Source organism: Micromonospora sp. CNZ297 (genome assembly GCF_007827625.1).
This window is the reverse complement of the sequence record NZ_VISU01000002.1, coordinates 96,118-121,284: the sequence shown is the minus strand read 5'-3', so window position 1 is coordinate 121,284 and position 25,167 is coordinate 96,118. Positions and strand designations below refer to the sequence as shown.

Sequence of the window (25,167 nt, the reverse complement as noted above, 5' to 3'; positions counted from 1 at the left end):
AAACCCGTGGCGCGCACGGTCGTTCCCGCAGGACGACTGCCGCCGCCATTTGCGCCGGGCCGTACGCGGATCCGGTCTCGCCCAAGGAGATCAGTGGCATGAATCTGTGGAGAAGGCTGTCCGGCCGGAACCGGACGCTCGCGCTCACCGGCGCCGGCGTCCTGGTAGCCGGTGGACTGGTGACCCTCCCGGTCACCGCGGCGCAGGCCGCCACCCAGTGCAGCGTGACGTACACGACCAGCGACTGGCCCGGTGGATTCACCGGCACCGTGACCATCAAGAACATCGGTGACGCGCTCAGCTCGTGGAACCTCGGCTTCACCTTCCCGAACAGCTCGCAGCGGGTGGTGAACGGCTGGTCCGCGAGGTGGTCCCAGAGCGGCCAGAACGTCACCGCGCAGAACGAGTCGTACAACGGGTCGCTCGCCAGCGGCGCCAGCACCACCATCGGCTTCAACGGCTCCTGGAGCGGCAGCAACCCGAAGCCGACCCAGTTCACGCTCAACGGCACTGTGTGCAACGGCGGCACGCCGTCCACCAGCACGCCGCCGACGAGCACGCCGCCGACCAGCACGCCGCCCACGAGCACGCCGCCGACGTCGACCCCGCCGACCTCGACGCCGCCGACGAGCACCCCGCCGCCCGGGCAGCGGGTCGACAACCCGTACGTCGGTGTGAAGGGGTACGTGAACCCCGAGTGGAAGGCCAAGGCCGAATCGGTGTCCGGCGGCAGCCGGGTGTCGAACAACCCGACCGCGGTCTGGATCGACCGGATCGCCGCCATCAACGGCACGCCGGACAGCAGCTCCAACGGCGCGATGGGCGTCCGTGACCACCTGGACGCCGCGCTCGCCCAGGGCGCCGGCTACATCCAGTTCGTCATCTACAACCTGCCCGGCCGGGACTGCGCAGCGCTGGCCTCCAACGGCGAGCTGGGCCCGGACGAGCTGCCCCGCTACAAGGCCGAGTACATCGACCCGATCGCCGCGATCCAGGGTGACTCGAAGTACCGGAACCTGCGCATCGTCAACATCATCGAGATCGACTCGCTGCCCAACCTGGTGACCAACACCTCGGGCAACCCGGGCGGCACGGTCATGTGCGACACGGTGAAGGCCAACGGCGCGTACGTGAACGGTGTCGGCTACGCCCTGGCGAAGCTGGGCGCGATCGGCAACGTCTACAACTACATCGACGCCGCCCACCACGGCTGGATCGGCTGGGACAGCAACTTCGGCCCGGTCGCCGACCAGCTCAAGGCCGCCGCCGTCGCGTCCGGCAGCACCGTCGCCAACGTGCAGGGCTTCATCGTCAACACGGCGAACTACTCCGCCCTGAAGGAGCCGTACGTCAAGGTCACCGACTCGGTGAACGGCCAGACGGTCCGGCAGTCCAAGTGGATCGACTGGAACCAGTACGTCGACGAGCTGTCGTTCGCCCAGGCGTTCCGGCAGAAGCTGGTCTCGGTCGGCTTCGACAGCAACATCGGCATGCTGATCGACACCTCCCGTAACGGTTGGGGCGGCTCCGCCCGGCCCACCGGCCCGGGCCCCATGACCAGCGTGGACGCCTACGTCGACGGCGGCCGGGTCGACCGGCGCATTCACGCCGGCAACTGGTGCAACCAGGCCGGCGCGGGTCTCGGCGAGCGGCCGCGGGCCAACCCGGAGACCGGGATCGACGCCTACGTCTGGGTGAAGCCCCCGGGTGAGTCGGACGGCTCCAGCAAGGAGATCCCGAACAACGAGGGCAAGGGCTTCGACCGGATGTGCGACCCGACCTACACCGGTAACGCCCGCAACGGCAACAGCATGTCCGGCGCCCTGCCGGACGCGCCGATCTCCGGCGCGTGGTTCCCGGCCCAGTTCCAGCAGCTCATGCAGAACGCGTACCCGCCGCTCTCCTGAGCCGCGGTGAGGGCCACCCGCGGCGGCGGGAGTGAGGCACCGCCGCACGGGTTCCCCGGGCCCCTGGTCGACGCCCACGTCGGCCAGGGGCCCTCGGCCGTTCCGGTGTCAGGGAACGGTGCGCTCGATCGCCGCCCGGCCCAGCTCGGCCAGGTCGCGGCGGGCCCGCTCCAGGTTCTCCGGCGTCACGTCCTGACCCCGGGCCTGCACCAGGTCCTCCGGATCCCAGGGCTGCTCGGCGCCGGTGCGGATGTCGTCCGGGGCGGCGCCGGTACCGGTGCCGGTCGCGCCGGTCCCGGCCGCGTACGGGTCACCGATGAGGTTCGGCGACCCGGTGTCCGGCACCGCGCCGTCGGGCTCGGTGAAGGTCGGGTTGTCCGGGTCGGTGCCGTCGTTGCGCAACTGGGGCACCGTGCTGTCGTCGTCCACCGCCGCGGCCACCTCGGGGGTCTCCTCCAGCGGCCGCTCGCCACCGCGGTCACGATCGGTCATGCTGCTGCCCTCCTGTCCCTTCGCGTGATCCCCGTGGCCTACCCGGTGCGGGCCGCGCCATGCGGGCGGAGGGGTCAGGACTCGTCGCGGTGCGGCTCCGGCGTCTCGGTCGGGCGCAGCCGCTGCCACAGCAGCATCAGCAGGCCGAACACCAGCATCGCCGCGCCGGCCCACAGGTTGATCCGGACGCCCTGCGCCTTGTCGATCTCGGCGGACGTGTCGAACAGCCCCATCAGGCCGACGATCAGCCCGTACACCACGAACAGGCCGCCGATGACCCGGCGGATGTCGAACAGCCGGGCCGCGGCGGAGCGTTCCTCCCGGGCGTCCTCGGTCTCGTCGACCAGCGGGTCGTGCGCCTCGCCGCCCTGGTAGTGGCGGTCCGCGTTGTCTGCCATGGCGTGCGTCCCCTCCTTCAGAAGACCGGGATGTAGAACAGGGCGGCGAGGATCACGGCGACGACGCCGAGCAGCACCGGGGAGCGGTACCAGGCGGTGTCGCCGGCCAGCGAGTCGTCGGCGAGCGTGGTGTCGCTGAGGCCGTACACCAGCCCGGTCAGCTGGTCGTCGGTCTTCGGCCGGGTCAGCGGCGTGACGATCGCGGCCACCACAGCGACCGTGGCGAAGGCCAGGCCCGCGCCCCAGAAGCTCTCCTCCAGGTCGGAGTTGAAGCTGATCACGCCGCCCTTGTAGAGCAGGTACGTGGCGGTGGCGACGACAGTGCCGGACAGCAGCGACCAGAACCCGGCCAGCGGCGTCATCCGCCGCCAGAACATGCCGATGATGAACGTGCCGAACAGCGGCGCGTTGAAGACCGAGAACAGCGCCTGGATGTAGTTCATGATGTTGCTGAACCCGGCCGCGATGAACGCGGTGCCGATGCCGATGACCACGGCGCCGACGGTGGCGATCCGGCCCACCTTCACGTAGTGCTCGTCCGGCAGGTCCCGCCGGAAGTACGCCTGCCAGATGTCGTACGTGAAGACGGTGTTGAACCCGCTGACGTTCGCCGCCATGCCGGCCATGAACGAGGCCACCAGGCCGGTGACCGCGATACCGAGGACGCCGTTGGGCAGCAGGTCGCGCATGAGCAGCGGGATCGCGTTGTTGTAGACCAGGTCGCCCTCGTCGGCGCCCAGCCCTTTCACGGTGACCAGGGCGATCAGGCCGGGGATCACGGTGACCGCCGGGATGAGCAGCTTCGGGTACGCGGCGATGATCGGCGTACGCCGGGCGGCGCTCATGTTCCGTGCGGACAGGGCGCGCTGCACCTCGGCGAAGTTGGTGGTCCAGTAGCCGAAGGAGAGCACGAAGCCCAGGCCGAACACGATGCCCAGCCAGTGCGCGCCGAGCGGGTTGCCGGTGCTGCCGGTGCCCTCCCAGGCGTGCAGTCCGGCCTCGCCGAGTCTGGAGTCGCGGACCGCGTCCATCAGGCCGCTGACGCCGCCGACCTTGACCAGCCCGATCACCGTGATCGGCACCAGACCGGCGATGATCACGAAGAACTGGAGCACCTCGTTGTAGATCGCGCCGGAGAGCCCGCCGACGGTGATGTACGCCAGCACGATCACCGCACCGACGATGATCGCGAACCAGAGCGGCCAGCCCAGCAGCGCCTGCATGATCAGGGCCAGCGCGTAGAGGTTCACGCCCGCGATGAGCACCTGCGCGACAGCGAAGCTGATCGCGTTGAGCAGGTGGGTGGGGCGGTTGAAGCGCAGCCGCAGGTACTCGGGGACGCTGCGGACCTTGGAGCCGTAGTAGAACGGCATCATCACGATGCCGAGGAAGACCATCGCCGGCACGGCGCCGATCCAGTAGTAGTGCACCGTCATGATGCCGTACTGGGCGCCGTTGGCGGCCATGCCGATGATCTCCAGCGCGCCCAGGTTGGCCGAGACGAACGCCAGGCCGGTGACCCAGGCGGGGAGCGAGCGGCCGGAGAGGAAGAAGTCCACGCTGGTACGGATCGCGCGCCGGGCGGCGAAACCGACGCCGAGCACCGTGACGAAGTAGAGCGCCAGGATCAGATAGTCCAGGGCGTTCATGTTCAACCGCAGGCCGCCGCCGCCCATGCCCGTGCTCCCCTCGTGTGCACCGCTGCCCGCACCTACCCGGATTGCGAGGTTTCATACCTGCTGTTCGGTCCGGGTACGCGGAAGCCCCGGCCGGTCACCGGCCGGGGCTTCGTGGCGGTTCCTCAGCGGCCCAGCACGCGGTCCAGGAAGTCGCGGTAGCCGCGTACGGCCACCCGGAGCTGCTCGGTGTCGGTGGAGCCGGACTCCTGCCAGGCGCCGAGCCGGGTGCGCTGCTCCCGCAGGGCGGTGGAGAGCGCCTCGATCGCCTCCTCGACCAGCGACTCCGCCTCGCCGACCGCGGCGCGCGGGTCGTCCACGAAGCGAAGCTGCACGTCGCGCCAGCGGTCCCGGAAACCCTGCGCGGCCTCCGGCGCGAACAGCGTCGCCGCGTCGGCGGGTACCGCGCCGGGCGTGGGCCGCTCCGCGCCGGACAGCGCCGTGCCGGCCGCGCCGGCGGCTGCCGCGCCCGCCGCAGCGGTGGCGGTGTCGGTGTCCACCCGGTCGTGCCGCCGGTCGGCGCCGTCGGCCGCGGGGACGGCCTCGGCGTCCGGGTCGACCAGGCCGGGCTCGGCGCTGCCGTACCCGACCGCGCCGTCGGCGACCGCGTCGTCCCGGCGGACGCCGTCGACCACGCGGTCGTCCCGGGCCACGTCGTCGCCGGTTCGGTCGTCCCGGCCGTCGCCGTCGGTGTGCTCGGCGTCCCAGCGGTCGCGGTCGTGCAGGCGGTCCCCGGCCGTCGGGTCGGCCCGCTCGTCGTCCAGCGGGTCGGTACGTCCCGGCGCGCCGTCGCCCGGCGCCGCGGTGTCCTCGTCGCGCGCGTCGCGCTCGTCCTGCGGGCGACCGCCCGCCAGGGCCGAGGCGGCGACCGCGTCGCCCACCGTGGCCGCCCCGAACGCCGTCGGCAGCGGCGCCGGCTCGTGGTACGGGGCCCGCCCGTCGTCGTCGGTCCGGTCGGCCGCGTCGCGCAGCTCCCCGGCGTCGTAGGCGCGGGTCTCGTCGACCTCGGCGTCGCGCCGCTCGTCGGCGACCGCCGGGTCGTCGAAGGTGCCCCGGTCGTCCAGTGCGTCCTCGGGTACGTCGGCCCGGTCGGCGTCGCGCCGGCCGGCGTCGGTGTGCTCACCCGGCTGCGGCACCGGCACCGGTGCGGACCGGACGGCCTCGGGGTGGTCCTGCGTGACCTGCTGTTCCTCCTGGCGCATGGCGGCGGCCTCCTCAGCGGCTCGGGACGTCGTGGTCGTGGTCGGGGTGGCGCTGCTCCGGCTGCTGCGTGGACGTGGGCACCGGCTCCTCGCCGAGCAGGTCGGCGAAGAGAGCTCGGTAGTGCACGAGCGCCTGCCGGAGGTCCTCGGTGCCGGCCTCACCGCGCTCGTTGCGCTGCCGGATCTCGTGGGCGTCGCGGTAGTGGGTGAGGGTGCGGGCGTGCTCGACGGAGAGGTGGGCGATCTGGTCCGAGAAGTCCCCGGTGGGGTATCCGCGCTCGGCGATCAGGCGGCTCACCAGCTCGTCGGCCTCGCCGACGGTCTCCGCGGGGGAGTCGACGAAGCGCACCTGGAGTTCCTCCCAGGCGGCGGCGTAGCGGGCCCGGGACTCCGGGCTCAGCGGGGTCAGCTCCAGCTCGGCGTGCCGGCGCTCGCGTTCCCGCAGCTCACGCTCGGCGGCGCTGCGGCTGTCCTGCTCGGCGACGACCCGGTCGTACTCGGGGCCGAAGCGCTCGCGCAGCGCCCGGCGGCGGCTGGCGACCACGGCGACCGCGACGAGCGCGGCGATGACGGCGACGACGATGACTATGACGACTACCTGGGTGGACGACATGGCTCCTCCTTCGCACGCTGGTATTCCCTCGCGCGGGTGATCGCCAATCCCGTTGTGCCGTACTTTCCGCCCCGGCCGGGAAAAGGCGCGATGTCGCGACCGCCGTCCGGTGCCGGGCCGATGTCCGACTGAGGCCCTCCTGCCCGTCTCGGACCGTAGCGAGAGCCGAGACGGCCGGTAGTGCATCCGCCCCGGATTACGTATCCTGCCCAAGGCGTCCGGGCCGGGGCCCGGCGTCGTGGCCGGCGAACGTGACGGCCGCTGCCGGCGCCACCGAGCGACACCTTCCCGGGCGAGGTCTGATTGAACACCCGTGACTGGCCGATCCGCGCCAAGCTGACCGCGCTGGTCATCGGCCCGGTGACCGGGCTGCTGGCGTTGTGGATCTTCGCCACCACGCTCACCTTCGGGCCTGCGCTCGACCTGCTCTCCGCGCGTACCCTCCTCTACGACCTGGGTCGTCCCGGCGAGGCCGTGGTGGCCGAGCTGCAACGGGAGCGGCGGCTGTCGGTGGTCCAGCTCGCCGGTGACCGCGCCCTCCCCGAGCTGACCGAGCAGCGGGTACGCACCGACGACGCGATCGTCGAGCTGCGCCGCAAGGTCGACGGCGGGGACCTGCGCGACGTCGCCGACGCCCAGCTCGACAACCGGCTCGACCAACTGGTCTCGGCGCTCGACGCGCTGCCCGCCGGGCGCGCCTTCATCGACGACCGGAAGGTCGACCGGGCCGGCGCCGTCGGGCTCTACAGCGGCATGATCGGCTCGGCGTTCCAGGCGTTCGGCGCGATGGCCGCGCTGCCCGACGCGCAGCTCAACCGGGAGGCGACGGCGCTCACCGCGCTGGGTCGCTCCCGGGAGCTGCTCGGCCAGGCCGACGCGCTGCTGGCCGGCGCCGTCACCGCGGGCCGGTACGCCGAGGGCGAGCACGAGCAACTGGTACGCACAGTCGAGAACCAGCGTTTCCTGGCTGAGATCGCGGTCGCCGACCTGCCGCCGGGGGAGCGGACCGCGTACCAGCGGATGACCGAGGGCGCCGGGTTCCTCAAGCTGCGCGCGCTCCAGGACAGCCTGATCCGCTCGTCCGCGCTGCCCGCCCGGTTCGACATGCGGGCGTGGGACACCGGTCACGCCGAGGTCTGGCAGAGCCTGCGCGACTTCGAGCTGCGCGGCGCGGACGCCCTGGCCGAGCGGTCGGTGCCGATGGCCACCCGGATCCTCGCGCAGCTCGCCGCCGCCGGTGTGCTGGGCCTGATCGCGATCGTGGTGTGCGTGCTGGTGGCGCTGCGGGTCGGCCGGTCGCTGGCGCAGCGGCTGACCGGCGTACGCGCCGCCGCGACCGAGGTGGCCGAACGCCGGCTGCCCGACGTGGTCGCGCGGCTGCGCCGGGGCGAGGAGGTCGACGTGGCCCGGGAGGCGCCCGAGCTGGACCACGGCGGCGACGAGATCGGCCAGGTGGCGCGCGCCTTCAACGAGGTGCGCCGGACCGCTGTCCGCGCCGCCGTGGACGAGGTGACGCTGCGCCGGGGCTTCAACGAGGTGATCCTCAACCTCGCCCGCCGCAGCCAGGGGCTGGTGCACCGGCAGCTGGCGCTGCTGGACCGGCTGGAACGGCGTACCGAGGACCCGGACGAGCTGGCCGGACTGTTCCAGGTCGACCACCTGGCGACGCGGCTGCGGCGGCACGCCGAGGATCTGGTCATCCTCGCCGGTGCCGCGCCCGGACGCGGCTGGCGGCGCCCGGTCGCCGCTGTCGACGTGATGCGCGGCGCGATCTCCGAGGTCGAGGCGTACGACCGGGTCGACGTGGGCGAGGTGGCATCCGCCGGAGTGCTGGGCCGGGCCGTCGGCGACGTGATCCACCTGCTCGCCGAGCTGATCGAGAACGCGACCGCGTTCTCCCCGCCCGGCACGCGGGTGGACGTCACCGGCCGGAGCGTCCCGGGCGGCTACACCATCGAGATCACCGACCGGGGGCTGGGCATGTCCGCGCCGGCCCTGGCCGAGGCCAACCGCAAGCTGGCCGAGCCGCCGGAGTTCGACCCGGCCGGCAGCGCCCGGCTGGGACTGTTCGTGGTGGCGCGCCTGGCCGCCCGGCACGGCGTACGGGTGGAGCTGCGGCCGTCCCGCCCGGCCGGGATCGTCGCCGCGGTGTTCGTACCGTCGGAACTGATCACCGACGAGCCGCCGGTGGGCGCGGACGCCTCCGCCGGGCCGGAACGGCGGCGCCTGGCCAAGGTGACCCGCCTGACCACTGTGCCCCGGCCGGGGCGGCCGGCCCGGCCGGGCCGGGACCGGTCGGAGAACACAGTCGTCCCGTTGCAGTCGGCCCGCGCCTCGACCGTGGAGCCACCCGCCGACGGCGACGGCCTGCCTCGCCGGATCCGGCGCCGCGGCGCGACCGCGCGACCCCGCGCGGCGGTCGCCGACACCCCGGCCCACCGCACCCCGGAGGAGGCCCGCCGGGCCATGTCCGCGTTGCAGGCCGGCACCGCGCGCGGACGCCGGGACGGCTCCCGCGCCGCCGGAACCGGCCCGGCCACCCCCGCCACCGAACCGCGCGACACCGGTACGCCGTCCACCACCGCGGGGCCGGCCGTGGAGCCCGCCCCGCCGGCGCCGGACCAACGAACCGCGACTGAGAGGGACGCCTAGTGGTGCACACGACGCGGCAGAACGCCGATCTCGACTGGCTGCTCGACGACCTGGTGGAGCGTGTTCCCGCCGCCCGCCAGGCGGTGGTGCTCTCGGCGGACGGGCTCCTGCTCGGCGCCTCCACCGACCAGGACCGGACCGACGCGGAACACCTCTGCGCGCTGGCGTCCGGCTTCTCCGGGCTGGCCAAGGGCGCCACCCGGCACCTGGGCGGCGGCGCGGTCCGCCAGACGGTGGTGGAGATGGAGTCGGCCTACCTGTTCGTGACCGCCGCCGGGCAGGGCGCCTGCCTGGCGGTGGCCAGCGACGCCGACGCCGACATCGGCCTGGTGGCGTACGAGATGGCGATGCTCGTCATCCGGGTCGGGGAGAACCTGGCCGCGCCGAGCCGGGTGGCGGGGGAGCGGACCGATGCGCGCTGAGTCGCCGGGGCCGCAGCACGAGTGGCTGGACGCCGACGCCGGCCCGGTGGTGCGCCCGTACACGCTCACCGGCGGCCGGGTACGCCCACCCGTCGACGGCTTCGACCTGCTGGCGTTCGTGCTCGCCGCCCCCGGCGCGGACCCGGCCGGCACGCCCGGGCTCCAGCCGGAGCACCGCCGCCTGATCGAGCTGGCCCGGCGGCCGAAGGCCGTGGCCGACCTCGCCGCCGACCTGGACCTCGCCGTGGGCGTGGTCCGGGTGCTGCTCGGCGACCTTCTCGCCCATGAGCTCGTCGCGGTGCACCGGCCACCGGCCACCGCGTACCTGCCCGACGACAACATCCTCAAGGCGGTGGTCAGTGGACTCCGTGCGTTATGACCGGGAGCCGGGGGCGCCCCGGGTGCCGCTGGCTCTGAAGATCCTCATCGCCGGTGGCTTCGGCGCCGGAAAGACGACGCTGGTCAGCGCGTTGAGTGAGGTCCGGCCGTTGCAGACCGAGGAGGTCCTGACCGGGGCCGGGCTCGGCACCGACGACGTCTCCGGGGTCGAGCAGAAGTCGACGACGACGGTGGCGATGGACTTCGGCCGGATCACCATCAACGACGACCTCCAGGTCTACCTGTTCGGCACCCCGGGCCAGGACCGGTTCTGGTTCCTCTGGGACGAGCTGGCGTTCGGCGCGCTCGGCGCGGTGGTGCTCGCCGACACCCGGCGGCTGGCCGACTGCTTCCCCTCGATCGACTACTTCGAGCAGCGGGGCATCCCGTTCGTGGTGGGCGTCAACTGCTTCGAGGGCTCCCGCCGGTTCGGCCTGGAGGCGGTCCGCGACGCCCTGGACCTGGATCCGGACGTCCCGCTCGTGCTCTGCGACGCGCGGGAGCGGCAGTCCGGCAAGCTGGTGCTGATCTCGCTGGTCGAGCACGTGGCGCGGCAGCGCGGCGAGCCGGTGCCGGTGGGCTGAGCACCCCGCGCCCGATCCGTCGGGCCCGGCGGGACTGACCGGGCGCGCCACCGGGAAGCCTCTGGTTGGATCGCAGGCAGGACCGACGAGAGGTGGGAGCGGTGACCGGGCAGGACGAGATCGTCCACATCGGCGGCTACACGGCGGAGACGGGTGGGCGGGCCGAGGGCGTCGTGGCGGCCCGGCGGGACCGGGCGACCGGGGAACTGACCCCGCTGGGCGTCGTGGCGGTCGCCCCGTCGCCGTCGTTCCTGGTGCGGCATCCGGCGCTGCCGGTGCTGTACGGGTGCAACGAGCTGCCCGACGGGCTGGTGAGCGCGTTCCGGCTCGCCCCGGACGGCGATCTCACGCCGCTGGGCGTCCGCGAGACAGGTGGCGCGGAGCCGTGCCACCTGGCGGTCGCCCCGGACGGGCGGCACCTGTTCGTGGCGAACTACGGCGGCGGCAGCGTGGCGGTGTTCGGCCTGGACGCCGACGGCGTGCCGGGGGAGCGCACCGACCTGGTCCGGCACTCCGGGCACGGCGCCGACCCGCAGCGGCAGGAGCACGCGCACTGCCACATGGTCTCGCCCGACCCGGCCGGGGGTGGGCTGCTCGCGGTCGACCTGGGCACCGACTCCGTCTACCGGTACGACGTCGAAGCGTCCACCGGCCGGCTGGCCGAGCGGGAGCCCCGGCTGCGGACGGCGCCCGGGACCGGTCCCCGGCACCTCGCCCGGCACCCGGACGGGCGGCGCTGCTGGCTCGTCGGTGAGCTGGACGCCACTGTCACCGCGTACGAGCTGACGCCGGACGGGCCGCGTCAGTCGACGCGTGTCGACGCCAGCGGCCGGACCGGCCACGTCCAGCCCTCCGAGGTGGCCGTCGGGCCGGGCGGGCGTTTCCTCTACGTGGGCAACCGCGGCGTGGGCACGATCGCTGTCTTCGCGCTGGACGGCGCCGCGCCGGAGCTGGTGGCCGAGGTCGACACCGGCGGTGAGTGGCCGCGGCACTTCGCGTTCGCCGGTGAGCACCTGTACGTGGCCGACGAGCGGGCCGACATGATCAGGATCTTCCGGGTCGATCCGGACGGCGGGGTGCCCGAGCCGGTGGGGGAGCCGGTGCCGGTGGCGAGCCCGACGTGCGTCCTACCGTGACCGGACGGTTACCAATTGGCGGTCCGAAGTGGATTGACATCACCATAAATGACTGACCAGTAACTTAGCGTATGAGTTAGCTGATCAACTGTTTCTGCTGCGTAACTTTCGTCCGAACGGTTGTGGTGGTAACCCCACGAGGTACGCAAGATGGTCACCGTGTCTGGCCGCCATCGCATGCGTTCTCACCTCCGCGGAGCAGGTGCCGCCGCCGTGGCGGCCGCCCTGGTCGCCGTCGTAGCCGGCTCCTGGTTCGGCTACCAGCAGCTGGCCGGCCCGAACTGTTCGGGCCGGATCGAGCTGTCGGTGGCGACCGCCCCGGAGATCGCCCCCGCGGTGCGCGCCGCCGCCGACCAGTGGGTCGCCGACGGTGCGGCGGTGGGCGGGACCTGCATCGCGGTGAACGTCTCCTCGTCCGAGTCGGTCGAGGTGGCCGCCGCGGTGGCGAGCAAGCACGGCGCCACGCTCGCCGGCGTCGGGCAGGCCAGCGGCACCGCTGTCACCCCCGACGTCTGGGTGCCGGACTCGTCGACCTGGCTGGTCCGGCTCAAGAGCGGCGGGGCCAGCGCGTTCGCGCCGACCAACGGCGCCTCGATCGCCCGTAGCCCGGTCGTGGTGGCGCTGCCCGAGCCGGTGGCCTCGCGCATAGGGTGGCCGGACAAGAAGCTCCGCTGGTCCGACCTGCTGACCCAGGTCACCGCCAGCAAGCCGCTGCGGGCCGGGATCGTCGAGCCGACCCAGGACGCGGCCGGCCTGTCCGGCCTGCTGTCGCTGACCGCCGCGGCCAGCTCCACCGGCGAGTCCGGCTCGCCGAAGGCGCAGGAGGCGATGGTCGGCGCACTGCGGGCGCTGGCGACCAACCGTTCCTCGCTGCGGCAGGACCTCCTCGCGCGGTTCCCGCGCTCGTCCGACCCGACGGCGATCGCCAACGGGCTGGGGGCGGCGGCGCTGTCCGAGGAGGACGTGATCGCCTACAACAGCACCAAGCCGCCGATCCGGCTCGCCGCGCTCTACCTGGAGCCGGCGCCGATCCCGCTGGACTACCCGTTCGCGGTGCTGCCCGGCATCGAGCCGACCAAGGCGTCCGCCGCCCGGGTCCTCTTCGAGGTCCTGCGTACGCCGGGCTTCAAGGACCGGCTCGCCTCGCAGGCGCTGCGCGCGCCGGACGGCAACTGGGGCCGGGGTTTCCAGGCGCCGACCGGCGCACCGAGCCCGGCCAACGGCGGCGCGAGCCAGGTGCCGCCGTCGGGCCAGGGCGGCGCGGCCGACCTCGACCCGGGTGCCATCTCGACCGCGACCACGACCTGGTCGGTGGCCACCCAGTCGGGCCGGATGCTCTGCGTCATCGACGTGTCCGGCTCGATGAAGAAGCCGGTCGCGACCGCCAACGGCGCGAGCCGGGAGCAGGTCACAGTCGCCGCCGCGAGCCAGGGCCTCGGGCTGTTCGACGACTCCTGGTCGATCGGCCTCTGGACGTTCTCCACCAACCTCCAGGGCTCGCAGGACTGGAGCGAGCTGGTCGGAATAAAGCCTCTGTCCAGCAACCGGGGCTCGCTCCAGCGCGGCCTGGCCTCGATCAAGCCCTCCAGCGGCAACACCGGCCTGTACGACACCATGCTCGCGGCGTACAAGAAGGTGCAGCAGGACTGGGAGCCGGGCAAGGTCAACTCGATCGTGCTGTTCACCGACGGCAAGAACGAGGACGACGACGGCATCTCGCAGAAGGCGCTGCTGGACCAGCTGAACAAGCTGAAGGACGACGAGCAGCCGGTCCAGGTCATCATCATCGGCATCGGCACCGAGGTGAACCGGGCCGAGCTGGAGTCGATCACCAAGGTCACCGGCGGTGGCGCCTTCGTCACCACCGACCCCAGCAAGATCGGCGAGATCTTCCTCCGGGCGATCGCGCTGCGGCCGCCCGCCCCCCGCTGACCTGAAGCTCAGCGTTAGTCTTCCGCCGTACCGGAAATCCGGTACGGCGGAAGGCTTCCCGGGTCAAGACACGGGATGAGAACTGACGGTAATGCGTCCGAATCAATCGGTAACCATAATTGTCCAGGCATGATGACCGGGTGCCTCGACCGCGGGCTCCACACCGGAGCCGGGCGGCGACGGGGCGGTCCTGAGCGAAGTGGGGAGGGCCGGTGACCTCGGCGACGCTGTTGACCCCTGCCACGTCGTCGCGACCCGGTGGTGAACGCCCCGGCAAGACGACACGAGCCGCGGAGCGGGCCTACATCCGGGTCCTGGTGGTGCTGGACACCGCCGTGCTCGCCGTGGCCATCCTGGTCGGTTACCTGGCCCGGTTCGGCGACGAGGAACCGACCGGGTCCGAGATCCCGTACGTGGTGGTCGCCCCGGCGCTCCTGCTGGTCTGGCTCGTCTCGCTCAAGGCGATGCGCTGCTACGACGACCAGGTGCTCGGCTACGGCGCCGACGAGTACCGCCGGGTCAGCGCGGCCAGCATGCGACTCGCCGGCGGCATCGCCATCGCCGGGTACATCGCCGACGTCGGCGTCTCCCGGGGTTTCCTGGCCATCTCCTTCGCGGTCGGCACGATCGGCCTGGAGGTGGCGCGGTTCGCGGCCCGCAAGCGGCTGCACCGGGCCCGCGACCGGGGCGCCGGCTGGTCCCGCAAGGTGCTCGTGGTGGGCGACACCGCGCACGTGCTGGAGTTGGTGCACACGCTGCGCCGGGAGCCGTACGCCGGCTACCAGGTGGTCGGCGCGTGCATCCCGGACGCGCTGCTCGCCCCGGTGCCGCAGCGGCTGGGCGATGTGCCGGTGGTCGGCAGCTTCCGGGGCATCCCGGAGGCCGCCACCGCGATCGGTGCCGACACGGTGGCGGTCACCGCCTCCGGCGAGCTGACCGCGACCCGGTTGCGCCGCCTCGGCTGGCAGCTGGAGGGCACCGGCGTCGACCTGGTGGTGGCGCCGGCGCTCACCGACGTGGCCGGCCCTCGCATCCACACCCGTCCGGTCGCCGGCCTGCCGCTGATCCACGTCGAGGCGCCCGAGTTCCGCGGCGCCCGCAAGCTGGTCAAGGGCTTCGTCGACCGGTCCCTCTCGCTGATCGCTCTGCTCGTGCTGGCGCCGCTGCTGATCGTGATCGCGCTGGCCATCAAGATCGACAGCCGTGGCCCGGTGCTGTTCCGGCAGACCCGGGTCGGCCAGGGCGGCGAGGAGTTCGGCGTCTTCAAGTTCCGCACCATGGTGGTCAACGCCGACGCCCTGCTCGCCGAGCTGGCCGCGCGCAACGAGACCGACGGCCTGATGTTCAAGATGCGCGACGACCCGCGCGTCACCCGGGTCGGCCGGCTGCTGCGCAAGTGGTCGCTGGACGAGCTGCCCCAGCTCGCCAACGTGCTGCTCGGCCAGATGAGCCTGGTCGGTCCGCGCCCGCCGCTGCCGTCCGAGGTTGCCCGCTACGACGGCGACGTGGCACGCCGGCTGCTGGTCAAGCCCGGCATGACCGGCCTCTGGCAGGTCAGCGGCCGGTCGGACCTGAGCTGGGAGGACGGCATCCGGCTGGACCTCTACTACGTGGAGAACTGGTCGCTGGCCGCGGACCTGACCATCCTCTGGAAGACGTTCGGCGCGGTGCTCAACAGCCGCGGCGCGTACTGAGGGGGGCGGGTCAGGGCTGCGGCCCGAGCCAGTCCAGGCAGACCACCACCGCGTCGTCCACCAGGTCACCGGCGACGAAGGCCCGCAGGTCGCCGATCAGCGACCGGACCGCGTCCAGCGGCTCCATCGGGCCGGTCCGGCGCAGGAACCGGTCCAGCGCCACCTCGCCGTAGCGCACCTGCTCGGTGGTGGCGTCGATCACGCCGTCGCTGACCACGAAGAGCCGGTCCTCGCGCTCCAGCCGGAACCGCTGCGGGCGGTAGTCGGTGCCCTCGAACATGCCGAGCGGGAACTGCTTGTCCAGCTCCTGCTCGGTCACCTCACCGGCCCGCAGCCGCAGCAGCCGCGGCGAACCGGCGTCGACCACAGTCATCTCGCCGGTGGCCAGATCCAGCTCGATCAGGAGCACGGAGACGTGCTGTTCGCCCCGGTGCTGGGCGTAGATCGCCTGGTCGGCCAGCGCCGCCTGGTCGGCCAGGTCGAGCCCGGCCCGGCGCGCGTTGCGCAGCGCGTACGTGGCCAGCGAGGCGAGCAGCGCCGCCGCAACCCCCTCGCCGTAGCCGTTCAGCACCGCCAGCCAGAGCCGGTGACCGTCGTCGGACCAGTCGAAGCTGTCCCCGCGCACCGCGTACGCCGGCTCCAACTGTCCGGCCAGGCTGAACGACGGCCGGATCCGGCTGCGCCCGGGCAGCAGCTCCCACTGCATCTCGGCGGCCAGCGTGAGCCGCCGGCTGCGCCGGGCGGTGCGGTAGATGTCGGTGGTCGCCGTGACCGCGCTCAGCTCGTGCCCGAGCACAGTGGCGATGGTGTCCAGCTCCCGGCGGGCGTGCGGGTCGGCGGGTACCGGCGAGACCTTCAGCACGCCCCGGCGTTCGCCGCGCATGCCCACCGGGAACCAGCCGACGCCGTCGGCGATCACCGGCTCCTGGTGATCGAAGGCGCGCCAGGCCGGGTGGCCGGGGCCGGTGACCGACGGGCCGTCATCCAGCGGCAGCAGCTCGGCGAGCCGGTAGTCGACCTGGTACAGCTCGGTGCGGGCGACGCCGTACGTGCGCGCCAGCTCGGCGGCGAGCCGGTCCACGATGAGATCCGTCGGCGCCTCGGTCAGGACCTGGCGCGCGCGGCCCTCCGCTCCGCTCATCTTTGCTCCTTTGCACAGGTCGCCGGGCAGATCCGGGGAGTAGTCTCGGGCCACCATGACCGAAGAGCGCAGTCCCCGGGAACCTGAAACGAGTATGTCCGCCGCACTGGACGAGGCGGCAGGCACCTTGCTCGCCGTCTGGGAGGCGGCCCGGGAGCGCACCACCAGCCGGCTGTCGAGTGCCCAGCTACGCGCGATCATGGTCGTCGAGCAGTATGACGGCATCAACCTCCGCCGGCTCGCCACCCTCACCGACATGTTGCTCTCCTCCGCCAGCCGGCTGTGCGACCGGCTCGTCGCGGCCGGGATGCTGGAACGCGAGCCGGGCCGCTACGACCGGCGGGAGATCTCGCTGCACCTCACGCCCGCCGCCCTCCGGCTCCTCGCCGAGCTGCGTGCCGACCGGCGGCACCGGCTGGAGCGGATCCTGGCCGGGATGAGCCCGGAGGGCCGGGCCGCGCTGGTACGCGGCATGCGCGAGTTCGACGAGGTGGGCCGGCGAGGCGAGGCCCCGGTGGCGGAGGGCTGGCCGATGCTGCAACCGTCCGGGGAACGGATCGGCGACCCCGCCAGGCCGTCCGGTGAGCCGCCGGTGGCCCGTACCGCCTGACTCAGCCTGAACGGCCGTCCGGCGCGGCTTCGCGGGCGGCCCGCAGCCGGGCCACCACCCGGGGATGCTCGGTGAGCGCCCGTTCCAGCGTGCCGAGCACCTCGTCCAGCAGCGCCCGGCCGCCCCGGGAGGTCAGCGCCTCCTCCTGCCACCCGACGAAGTCGCGCAGCAGCCGGTCGTCGTCCACCCGCACGGCCGCGATCAGCGCGTCCACCAGGTGCGCGATGCCGGCGGCGACCTCCTCGGCGCTCTCCTGCGGCGGGTCCACCGCGGCGAGCGCGAGCCCGACCAGCTCACGCCGCCGGTGCAGTACCGCCACGTACGCGTCGTCGGGCGGGGGCGGCGGCGACCCGGTGTGCGCGGCCGACAACGGCCGTTCCAGCAGCGCCACCGCGTCCCGGGCGCTGGCGCCCCAGCCCGCCGCGCCGATAGCGGTGGCCCACCGGCCGTCCGGGCCGAAGCCGGGACCACCGGCGAGCACCGGCACACCGGCCGCGCGGCTGGCCTCCACCATCCGCGCCGCCCGGACCAGCCGGTTCGGCTGCACGCAGCTCAGCAGCACCGCGTCCGGGCCGGTCTGGTGCAGGTAGGAGACCAGATGCCGGGCCGGCACGCTGGCGCCGAGGAACGTCACCCGCCAGCCGGCCGCCCGGACCACCTCGGTGACGATGCGGGCGGCCAGCGCGTGCCACTCGCCCTCCACGCAGGCCATCACCACGTGCCCGCGTCGCGGTGGGCCGACCGTCGCGCCCAGCGCGTCCACCACCTGCTCGCTGACGTGAGTGGCGGCGTGCTCCTGGGCGACGCTCCACGAGCCGGTGAGCCAGCGCCGGCCGACCTCCCGCTGCGCCACCGCGACCAGGTCGACCAGGACGTCCGCGACCGAGAAGCCGTCCGCCAGCAGGCCGCGCGCCAGCGCCACAGCGCCGGACCGGTCGGCGGCGTCCAGGTGGTCGAGGTACGCGGCGAGCGTCTCCGGCCCGATCCGGCGCCCGGCCGCGGGGGTGGGGCGGTCAGGCGGCGGTGGTGTCACCCGGCCGCCACGGCGAGCATGGCGATGTCGTCGTGGGGTTGCCCGTCCAGCCACTCGTCGACGAGCTGGAGCACCCGGTCCACGAGCGCGGCGGGCGGAAGCCCGGTGCCGGTGGCGAGCGCCTGACGCAACCGGGCGTCGCCGAACATGGCCGGCTCGGTCGGGCCGCCCCGGGCCTCGGTCACCCCGTCGGTGTACGCCAGCAGCAGGTCACCCGGGGCCAGCCGGACCTCGGCGTCGGCGAACCGGGCGTCGGTGAGCGCGCCCACCGGCATGCCGCCCACCCGGATCGTCTCGACGCCGCCGCCGGCACGGACGACGAGCGGAGCGGGGTGCCCGCCACCCGCCATCCGGATCAGCAGCCCGCCGTCCGGCTCACGGCGCAGCGCGCCGAGCAGGAGCGTGGTGAACTGGGCCCGGCGGGCCGCGTCGGGAGCGTCCAGCAGCGCCCGGTTGAGCAGCTCCAGCAGTTCCCGGGGACGCTGCTCGACCAGGCGCAGGGTCTGCAGTGACTGGCGGACCCGGCCGGTCAGCACGGCCGCACCGACGCCCTTGCCGCAGACGTCGCCGAGCGCGAACAGGCCGCCGTCGCCGGTGGGGAACAGGTCGTAGAAGTCGCCGCCGATGCGCAGGCTGTCCCCGGCGGCGCGGTAACCGCCGGCGAGCGTCATCCCGGGCAGGCGGGGCAGCGCCGGCGGGAGCAGGCTGTTCTGGAGCACCCGGGCCAGGTGCGCCTGCTCGCCGTACAGCTCGGCTGCGGCCAGCGCGGCGCCGGCCCGGCCGGCGAACTCCCGGGCCAGGCCGATCTCCCGCTTGTCGAAACCGGGCCGCTCCCGGCGGCGGGCCAGCACCAGCGCGCCGGCCGGGCCGCCCGCGCTGGGCATCGGGCTGATCAACACGGTGCCCGGGCGGCCGAACCCGGCGGGCAGCACCTCGGCCAGGTCGGCCAGCTCGGCGTCCAGCCAGGGACTCGGTTCGGTGAGGTCGCCTTCGAGCGCTTCGACCAGGCCGGGGACGGACTCCACCGTGTGCCAGCCGGCCAGGCCGGTGACCGGGCCGGGATCGCCGGTGGCGTACCGGATCCAGTGCGGCTGGTCCTCGGCGGGCGGAGGCGGGCGGTGCACCACGACTGCCGCGTCGGCCAGGTAGGGCACCGGCAGCGTCACGGCGGTACGCAGCGTCTGCTCGCGGTGCAGGGACAGCCCGAGCCGGCTGCCCGCCTCGGCGAGGAACGCGGTGCGCGACCGTTCGGCCAGCAGCGCGTCGGTGCGCGCGTGTTCCTCGGTGACGTCCCGGACGTACCAGGCGCTGCGGTCGTCGGCAAGGGGACGCCGCAGGCCGCGCAGCCGCCGGCCGTGGTGTTCGGTCTCGAACGCGTCCGATCCGGCGGCGGCCGCGTCGGCCAGCGCCGGTACCCGGCACGCGGCCAGGTCGACGCCGGGCGCCACCTCGGGGAGCAGGTCGGCGGCCATCGCGTTGACGAGCGTCACCACGCCTGCGTGGTCGACCGTCACGACGGCCTCGGCGAGCCCGTCCAGCAGCTCCCGGGCCAGACGGTCGTCAGCCGGTAGCGCGGCCTCGGCAACCCGCCGGGGCCGTTTCCGCGAGGCGTGTCCACCGCCGCTGACCGGCCCCGCGACACCGCCCCGGCGCGCGGCGGTCACCTCCGGTGGCCGGGCGCTTCGGTCGGTCGACCCCTGCGCATGCTGTCGGTGCACCCCTCGCTCGGCGGACTTGTTGCCCGGCGGCAAGCGTACCGAGCGCAGGCACGGAATGCCCGTCGAGGATCATCCCGGCTCAGGTGGTCCGGGCCAGCCAGCCCACCGGCCGGTCGACGATCCGGCGGACCACCGACCCGGCGCCGCCGACCGCCGCGGACTGCGCGCCGAGCACGGCCGGCCGCACAGTGACCGGCGCCCACCCGGCGGTGAGCACCCGGCGGGAGACCTCCGCCTCCACAGTCGGCCGCAGCCAGGGCGCGAGCCGGGCGTATCCGCCCCCGAGCACCACCGTGTCCAGATCCAGCAGGTTCACCACGCCCGCCACCGCCACCCCGAGGGCGGTGCCGGCGTCGGTCAGGGCGGTCAGCGTGGCCGGGTCACCGGCCTCGGCCAGGTCGGCGAGCCGGGTGGCGGCGGTATCAGCCGGCAGTTCCGCGCCGGGCAGCCCGGCGGCGGCCAGGATCGCCTCCTGGCCCGCGTACCGCTCCAGGCAGCCCTGGCCGCCGCAGCGGCACGGCCGCCCCTGCGGCTGCACCGGGAAGTGACCGATCTCTCCGCTCCAGCCGCGCGCGCCCCGGTAGAGCGCGCCGTCGAGCACGATCCCGGCGCCGATGCCGATCTCGCCGGTGACGTGCAGGAAGCTGCGCGGGCCGGGCGGGCCGGCGTACAGCTCGCCGAGCGCGGCCAGGTTCGCCTCGTTGTCGACCACCAGCGGCGGCACCCCGTCGACCGGCTCGGCCAGCGGGTGCCCGGCCAGCAGCGCCGGCACGTCCACGTCACGCCAGCCCAGGTTCGGCGCGAGCCGGACCAGGCCGCCGTCGCCCACCAGGCCCGGCACGGCGAGCGCCGCGCCGGCCAGTGTCAGCCCGTCGCGTACGGCGGCAGCGCGTGCCTCGGCGGCGAGCGCGGCGAGCCGGGCGAGCGCGTCGGCGGGGGAGACCGGGCGCAGGTCGGCGCGGCGGACCAGGTGGTGCCGGACCGTGCCGGTCAGGTCGACGACGCAGGCCGCCAGGTAGTCGACGTTCACCTCCAGGCCGAGCCCGGCCGGGCCGTCGGAGGCGAGCACCAGGCCCCGGGCGGGACGGCCCGCACCGGTACGCGGCTCCGGCTCCGCCTCGGCGACCAGCCGGCCGGCGATCAGGTCGTCCACGACGGCGGAGACGGTGGCCCGGGTCAGGCCGGTGTCGGCGGCGATCCCGGCGCGCGAGGGCGGCCGGTCGGCGGCGGCGATCCGCCGCAGCACCACTGCGAGGTTCAACTCGCGCAGGCTGCCCTGCCGGACCGCCCCGGCGGTGCTGGCGCTTGTCACCTCTTGACACTGCCACATCGCCGCCATTTAATTCAACCGCTGAACAAATCGCGGACGACACCACCACCTGGAGGTCTGCCATGGCACCCCGCCCCACCCCCGCGGACAAGTTCTCCTTCGGTCTCTGGACGGTGGGCTGGCCGGCCCGTGACCCGTTCGGTGACGCCACCCGACCGGAGCTGGACGCCGTCGAGGCGGTGCACCGGCTCGCCGAGCTGGGCGCGTACGGCATCACCTTCCACGACGACGACCTGGTCCCGTTCGGCGCGGACGCCGCCACCCGCGATGCCCGGCTGAGCCGCTTCCGCAAGGCCCTCGACGAGACCGGCCTGGTCGTGCCGATGGTCACCACCAACCTGTTCAACCACCCGGTGTTCAAGGACGGCGGCTTCACCAGCAACGACCGCGACGTGCGCCGGTACGCGCTGCGCAAGGTGCTGCGCAACATCGACCTGGCCGCCGAGATGGGCGCGAAGACGTTCGTCATGTGGGGCGGCCGGGAGGGCGCCGAGTACGACGTGGCGAAGGACGTCCAGGCCGCGCTGGACCGCTACCGCGAAGCCGTCGACCTGCTCTGCGAGTACGTCGTCGACAACGGCTACGACCTGCGCTTCGCCCTGGAGCCCAAGCCGAACGAGCCGCGCGGCGACATCCTGCTGCCCACGGTCGGCCACGCGCTCGGCTTCATCTCCACGCTGGCCCGCCCGGAGATGGTCGGGCTCAACCCGGAGGTCGGGCACGAGCAGATGGCCGGGCTGAACTTCGCCCACGGCATCGCCCAGGCGCTCTGGCAGGGCAAGCTGTTCCACATCGACCTCAACGGCCAGCGCGGCATCAAGTACGACCAGGACCTGGTCTTCGGCCACGGCGACCTGCTCAACGCGTTCGCCCTGGTCGACCTGCTGGAGCACGGCGGCCCGAACGGCGGCCCGGCCTACGACGGCCCGCGCCACTTCGACTACAAGCCGTCCCGCACCGAGGACATGACCGGCGTGTGGGCCTCCGCCGAGGCGAACATGCGGACGTACCTGCTGCTCAAGGAGCGGGCCGCGGCGTTCCGCGCCGACCCGGAGGTGGTCGAGGCGCTCGCCGCCGCCCGGGTGGCCGAGCTGGCCACCCCGACGCTCAACCCCGGTGAGGGCTACCGCGAGCTGCTGGCCGACCGGACCGCGTTCGAGGAGTTCGACCCGGAGGCCGCCGGGGCGAAGGGCTTCGGCTTCGTCCGGCTCAACCAGCTCGCCGTCGAGCACGTGCTCGGCGCGCGCTGAGGCGGCCCGCCATGCCGCTCGTCGCGGGGGTCGACTCGTCGACCCAGTCCTGCAAGGTGGTCGTCCGGGACGCGGAGACCGGCGCGCTGGTCCGGCAGGGCCGCGCGCCGCACCCGCCCGGCACCGAGGTCGACCCGTACGCCTGGTGGGAGGCCCTGCGGGCGGCGGTCGCCGAGGCCGGTGGCCTGGGCGACGTGGCCGCCGTCTCGGTCGGCGGCCAGCAGCACGGCATGGTCTGCCTGGACACCTCCGGTGAGGTGGTCCGCCCGGCGCTGCTGTGGAACGACACCCGCTCCGCCGACGCGGCCCGGGAACTGGTCGAGGAGGCCGGCGGCGGGGAGACCGGCCGCCGGTTCTGGGCCGAGGCGACCGGCGCGGTGCCGGTGGCCAGCTTCACCGCGACGAAGCTGCGCTGGCTGGCCCGGCACGAGCCGGACAACGCCGACCGGGTCGCCGCCGTCTGCCTGCCGCACGACTGGCTCACCTGGCGGCTCGCAGGCGCGCCCGGGCTGGACGCGCTGCGTACCGACCGGGGCGACGCCAGCGGCACCGGCTACTGGTCGCCGCGTACCGGCGAGTACCGGCTGGACCTGCTGGAGCGGGCTTTCGGCCGGCGCCCGAAGGTGCCGGTCGTGCTCGGCCCCGCCGAGGTGGCCGGGCACCTCGACCCGGCGGTGCTCGGCGGCGGCGCGGCGTCCGGCGCGGCCGGTCCGTCCGGAGGCCCGGTGCTCCTCGGGCCGGGCACCGGGGACAACGCCGCCGCGGCGCTCGGCGCCGGGGCCGGTCCGGGCGACGTGGTCGTCTCGATCGGCACCTCCGGCACCGTCTTCGCGGTGGCGGACACGCCGGCCGCCGACTCCACCGGCGCGGTGGCCGGGTTCGCCGACGCCACCGGCCGGTTCCTGCCGCTCGTGTGCACGCTCAACGCCGCCCGGGTGCTGGACGCCGCCGCGACGCTGCTCGGCGTCGACCTCGACCGGCTCGGCGAGCTGGCCCTGTCCGCCCCGCCCGGCGCGGACGGGCTGGTGCTCGTGCCGTACCTGGAAGGGGAGCGGACGCCGGACCGGCCACACGCCACCGGCGAGCTGAGGGGCCTGACGCTGCGCACCTCGACCCCGGCGCACCTGGCCCGGGCCGCGGTGGAGGGCATGCTCTGCGGGCTGGCCGACGGCCTGGACGCGCTCATCGCACAGGGTGCCCGCGCCGACCGGATCATCCTGGTCGGCGGCGGCGCCCGGTCCGCGGCGGTGCGCCGGATCGCGCCGCAGGTCTTCGGCCGCCCGGTGGTGGTGCCGCCGCCGGGCGAGTACGTGGCCGACGGCGCGGCCCGGCAGGCCGCCTGGGTGGCGCTCGGCGGCGACACCCCGCCCGCCTGGTCGATCGGCGACACCGAGGAGTACACCGGCGAGGCGGTCCCCGCCATCCGCGAGCGCTACGCCCACGCCCGGGGGTAAGGAAGGGCCCCTTCTTAACGCCTGCGGTAGAGGAGGGGCCCCTTCTTAACACGCGCGCCGGCCGGGGGCGGTGTCCCGGATCCGGCCCGCACCTGATTGGCTGCCCTGCATGAAGGGCACGAGGATCTCCCGGCGCGGGAACACGGCACACCGGTTCTACAGCGTCGTGGTCTTCGTGGTGCTCGCCTCGCTGGACAACGTGGCGATCGGCCTGGTGCCTCCGCTGTACGGGCCGATCTCCACCGCCCTCGACGTACCCCAGCGGATGCTCGGCCTGGTCACCGCCGTCAGCTTCCTGGTCAGCGCGGTGGCGGCGGTGGCCTGGGCGTACGTGGGGGATCGCACCAACCGCAAGCCGCTGCTCATGGTCGGCACGCTGCTCTGGGCCGCCGGCACCGCCGGCAGCGCGCTCGCCGGGGGGTACGCGACGTTCCTGGCCGCGCAGTTCGTCGGCGCGGTCGGGCTCGGCGCGGTGGGCTCGGTCGGCTTCTCGGTGGTCACGGACCTGATCTCACCGCGCCGCCGGGGCCTGGTGATGAGCTTCTGGGGGCTGTCCCAGGGCGTCGGCACGCTGGCCGGGACGCTGCTCGGCGGCGTGCTCGGCGCGACCGACTGGCGGCGGCCGTTCCTGCTGCTGACCGGCGTGGGCCTGGCCGCCACAATGGCGTACCTGTTCACCTACGACATCCGGCGCGGGCAGAGCGAACCGGAGCTGGCCGGGGCGATCGACGCCGGGAACGAGTACGACTACCGGATCAGCCGTGCCGACCTGCCCCGGATCCTGGCCCGCCGGACCAACCGCTGGCTGATCATGCAGGGGCTGACCGCCCAGGCCGCGTTCGGCTCGCTGGTATGGCTGCCGGTGCTGTTCAGCCAGCGGGCCGAGGCGCAGGGCTACTCACCCGCCACGGCCGTGGTGGTGGGCAGCGTCTTCGCCACCCTGTTCCAGCTCGGCGGCGTGCTGTCCATCGTGGGCGGTCTGGTGGGTGACGCGCTGCAACGGCGTACGCCCAGCGGCCGGGCCATGGTCGCGGCCGTCGGCATCCTCGCGGCGCTGCCGTTCTACCTGGTCCTGTTCTTCGTGCCGATCCGCATCGACGTGCCCGACGGCGCCGGTTCCGGCGCGGTGGTGACGGCCGTGCTGTCCAGCGTGCTGACCGAGCCGTCGGTGGGGCTGAGCCTGCTCACCGCCGTGGTGGCGCTGGCGCTGACGTCGGCGAACTCGCCGAACTGGTTCGCCCTGATCGCCGACGTCAACCCGCCCGAGCACCGGGGCACCGTCTACAGCCTGGGCAACCTGGTCAACGGCGTCGGCCGGGCGGCGGGCAACGGGCTGGTCGGCGTGGCGTTCGCAGGGCTGCGGGCGGCCTTCCCGCCGCCGCTGAACTACGCGGTCGGGCTGGCCGCGTTCCAGCTCTTCTTCATCCCGACCGGGATCATGTACTGGCTGGCCGCGCGTACGTCGCCGCGGGACATCGCGCAGGTGCACGACCTGCTGCACGCCCGCGCCGAGCGCCTGGAGGAAGGAGGGGCCCCTTCTTAACG

At 73.9% G+C, this 25,167-nt stretch carries 21 protein-coding genes; 12 read left to right on the top strand and 9 right to left on the bottom strand.

Annotated features, from left to right (window positions below):
- Window positions 1-98: 98 nt before the first annotated feature.
- The gene (locus FB454_RS03925) at window positions 99-1,907 is read left to right on the top strand and encodes a glycoside hydrolase family 6 protein (protein ID WP_013288188.1); all 1,809 of its coding nucleotides are present in this window, start codon (window positions 99-101) and stop codon (window positions 1,905-1,907) included.
- Window positions 1,908-2,015: 108 nt separating this feature from the next.
- Here the strand turns inward: FB454_RS03925 and FB454_RS03920 are convergent, their stop codons facing one another.
- From FB454_RS03920 to FB454_RS03900, 5 genes are all read right to left on the bottom strand, one after another.
- Window positions 2,016-2,399 (bottom strand): hypothetical protein, encoded by a 384-nt coding sequence (locus FB454_RS03920; protein WP_013288187.1) that lies wholly within the window; start codon window positions 2,397-2,399, stop codon window positions 2,016-2,018.
- Between the two features lie 74 nt (window positions 2,400-2,473).
- The gene (locus FB454_RS03915) at window positions 2,474-2,797 is read right to left on the bottom strand and encodes a hypothetical protein (RefSeq protein ID WP_013288186.1); all 324 of its coding nucleotides are present in this window, start codon (window positions 2,795-2,797) and stop codon (window positions 2,474-2,476) included.
- Between the two features lie 17 nt (window positions 2,798-2,814).
- Complete coding sequence (locus tag FB454_RS03910) at window positions 2,815-4,473, bottom strand: sodium:solute symporter family protein (RefSeq protein WP_013288185.1); 1,659 nt, start codon at window positions 4,471-4,473, stop codon at window positions 2,815-2,817.
- 125 nt (window positions 4,474-4,598) lie between these two features.
- Window positions 4,599-5,675 carry a hypothetical protein gene (locus FB454_RS03905; RefSeq protein ID WP_145752841.1) on the bottom strand — a complete coding sequence of 359 codons (1,077 nt, stop codon included), beginning with the start codon at window positions 5,673-5,675 and terminating at the stop codon, window positions 4,599-4,601.
- A 13-nt stretch (window positions 5,676-5,688) separates the two neighbouring features.
- Entirely contained in the window at window positions 5,689-6,288 is a 600-nt protein-coding gene (locus FB454_RS03900; RefSeq protein WP_013288183.1) for a hypothetical protein, read from the bottom strand.
- Window positions 6,289-6,591: 303 nt separating this feature from the next.
- On the opposite strand from FB454_RS03900, the gene FB454_RS03895 reads away from it, so the two are divergent.
- The 7 genes from FB454_RS03895 to FB454_RS03865 all read left to right on the top strand — a co-directional run bounded on the left by FB454_RS03895 (window position 6,592) and on the right by FB454_RS03865 (window position 15,086).
- A complete protein-coding gene (locus FB454_RS03895; RefSeq protein WP_145752838.1) occupies window positions 6,592-8,940 on the top strand; it encodes a nitrate- and nitrite sensing domain-containing protein in 2,349 nt (782 codons plus the stop codon).
- Window positions 8,940-9,362, top strand: coding sequence for a roadblock/LC7 domain-containing protein (locus FB454_RS03890; protein WP_013288181.1), 423 nt, complete (start codon window positions 8,940-8,942; stop codon window positions 9,360-9,362). Before FB454_RS03895 ends, FB454_RS03890 begins: the two co-directional genes overlap by 1 nt.
- The gene (locus FB454_RS03885; RefSeq protein WP_120573470.1) at window positions 9,352-9,741 is read left to right on the top strand and encodes a DUF742 domain-containing protein; all 390 of its coding nucleotides are present in this window, start codon (window positions 9,352-9,354) and stop codon (window positions 9,739-9,741) included. Before FB454_RS03890 ends, FB454_RS03885 begins: the two co-directional genes overlap by 11 nt.
- Window positions 9,722-10,324, top strand: coding sequence for a GTP-binding protein (locus tag FB454_RS03880; protein ID WP_047890560.1), 603 nt, complete (start codon window positions 9,722-9,724; stop codon window positions 10,322-10,324). Before FB454_RS03885 ends, FB454_RS03880 begins: the two co-directional genes overlap by 20 nt.
- 101 nt (window positions 10,325-10,425) lie before the next feature.
- Window positions 10,426-11,460, top strand: coding sequence for a lactonase family protein (locus FB454_RS03875; RefSeq protein WP_186461518.1), 1,035 nt, complete (start codon window positions 10,426-10,428; stop codon window positions 11,458-11,460).
- A 177-nt stretch (window positions 11,461-11,637) separates the two neighbouring features.
- A complete protein-coding gene (locus FB454_RS03870; RefSeq protein WP_049794844.1) occupies window positions 11,638-13,392 on the top strand; it encodes a substrate-binding domain-containing protein in 1,755 nt (584 codons plus the stop codon).
- A gap of 212 nt (window positions 13,393-13,604) precedes the next feature.
- Window positions 13,605-15,086, top strand: a complete 1,482-nt coding sequence (locus FB454_RS03865) for a sugar transferase (RefSeq protein ID WP_013288176.1) — start codon at window positions 13,605-13,607, stop codon at window positions 15,084-15,086.
- 10 nt (window positions 15,087-15,096) lie between these two features.
- On the opposite strand, the gene FB454_RS03860 is transcribed toward FB454_RS03865, so the two are convergent.
- Window positions 15,097-16,227: a PP2C family protein-serine/threonine phosphatase gene (locus tag FB454_RS03860; protein ID WP_013475409.1), complete on the bottom strand. Its 1,131-nt coding sequence runs from the start codon at window positions 16,225-16,227 to the stop codon at window positions 15,097-15,099.
- Window positions 16,228-16,321: 94 nt separating this feature from the next.
- Here FB454_RS03860 and FB454_RS03855 point away from each other — a divergent pair, with 94 nt between their 5' ends.
- Window positions 16,322-16,837, top strand: a complete 516-nt coding sequence (locus tag FB454_RS03855) for a MarR family winged helix-turn-helix transcriptional regulator (protein WP_013288174.1) — start codon at window positions 16,322-16,324, stop codon at window positions 16,835-16,837.
- Window position 16,838: 1 nt separating this feature from the next.
- Here the strand turns inward: FB454_RS03855 and FB454_RS03850 are convergent, their stop codons facing one another.
- The 3 genes from FB454_RS03850 to FB454_RS03840 all read right to left on the bottom strand — a co-directional run bounded on the left by FB454_RS03850 (window position 16,839) and on the right by FB454_RS03840 (window position 20,927).
- Window positions 16,839-17,870: a cobalamin B12-binding domain-containing protein gene (locus tag FB454_RS03850; RefSeq protein ID WP_013475410.1), complete on the bottom strand. Its 1,032-nt coding sequence runs from the start codon at window positions 17,868-17,870 to the stop codon at window positions 16,839-16,841.
- Window positions 17,867-19,534 (bottom strand): PP2C family protein-serine/threonine phosphatase, encoded by a 1,668-nt coding sequence (locus tag FB454_RS03845; protein WP_486481513.1) that lies wholly within the window; start codon window positions 19,532-19,534, stop codon window positions 17,867-17,869. The genes FB454_RS03850 and FB454_RS03845 overlap by 4 nt, the downstream gene beginning before the upstream one ends.
- 133 nt (window positions 19,535-19,667) lie before the next feature.
- Entirely contained in the window at window positions 19,668-20,927 is a 1,260-nt protein-coding gene (locus tag FB454_RS03840; protein WP_013288171.1) for an ROK family protein, read from the bottom strand.
- A 53-nt stretch (window positions 20,928-20,980) separates the two neighbouring features.
- Here FB454_RS03840 and xylA point away from each other — a divergent pair, with 53 nt between their 5' ends.
- From xylA to FB454_RS03825, 3 genes are all read left to right on the top strand, one after another.
- The gene (gene xylA, locus FB454_RS03835; protein WP_013288170.1) at window positions 20,981-22,168 is read left to right on the top strand and encodes a xylose isomerase; all 1,188 of its coding nucleotides are present in this window, start codon (window positions 20,981-20,983) and stop codon (window positions 22,166-22,168) included.
- A gap of 11 nt (window positions 22,169-22,179) precedes the next feature.
- Window positions 22,180-23,622 (top strand): xylulokinase, encoded by a 1,443-nt coding sequence (xylB, locus tag FB454_RS03830; protein WP_145752833.1) that lies wholly within the window; start codon window positions 22,180-22,182, stop codon window positions 23,620-23,622.
- Window positions 23,623-23,731: 109 nt separating this feature from the next.
- Window positions 23,732-25,165: an MFS transporter gene (locus FB454_RS03825; protein WP_145752831.1), complete on the top strand. Its 1,434-nt coding sequence runs from the start codon at window positions 23,732-23,734 to the stop codon at window positions 25,163-25,165.
- Window positions 25,166-25,167 lie beyond the last annotated feature (2 nt).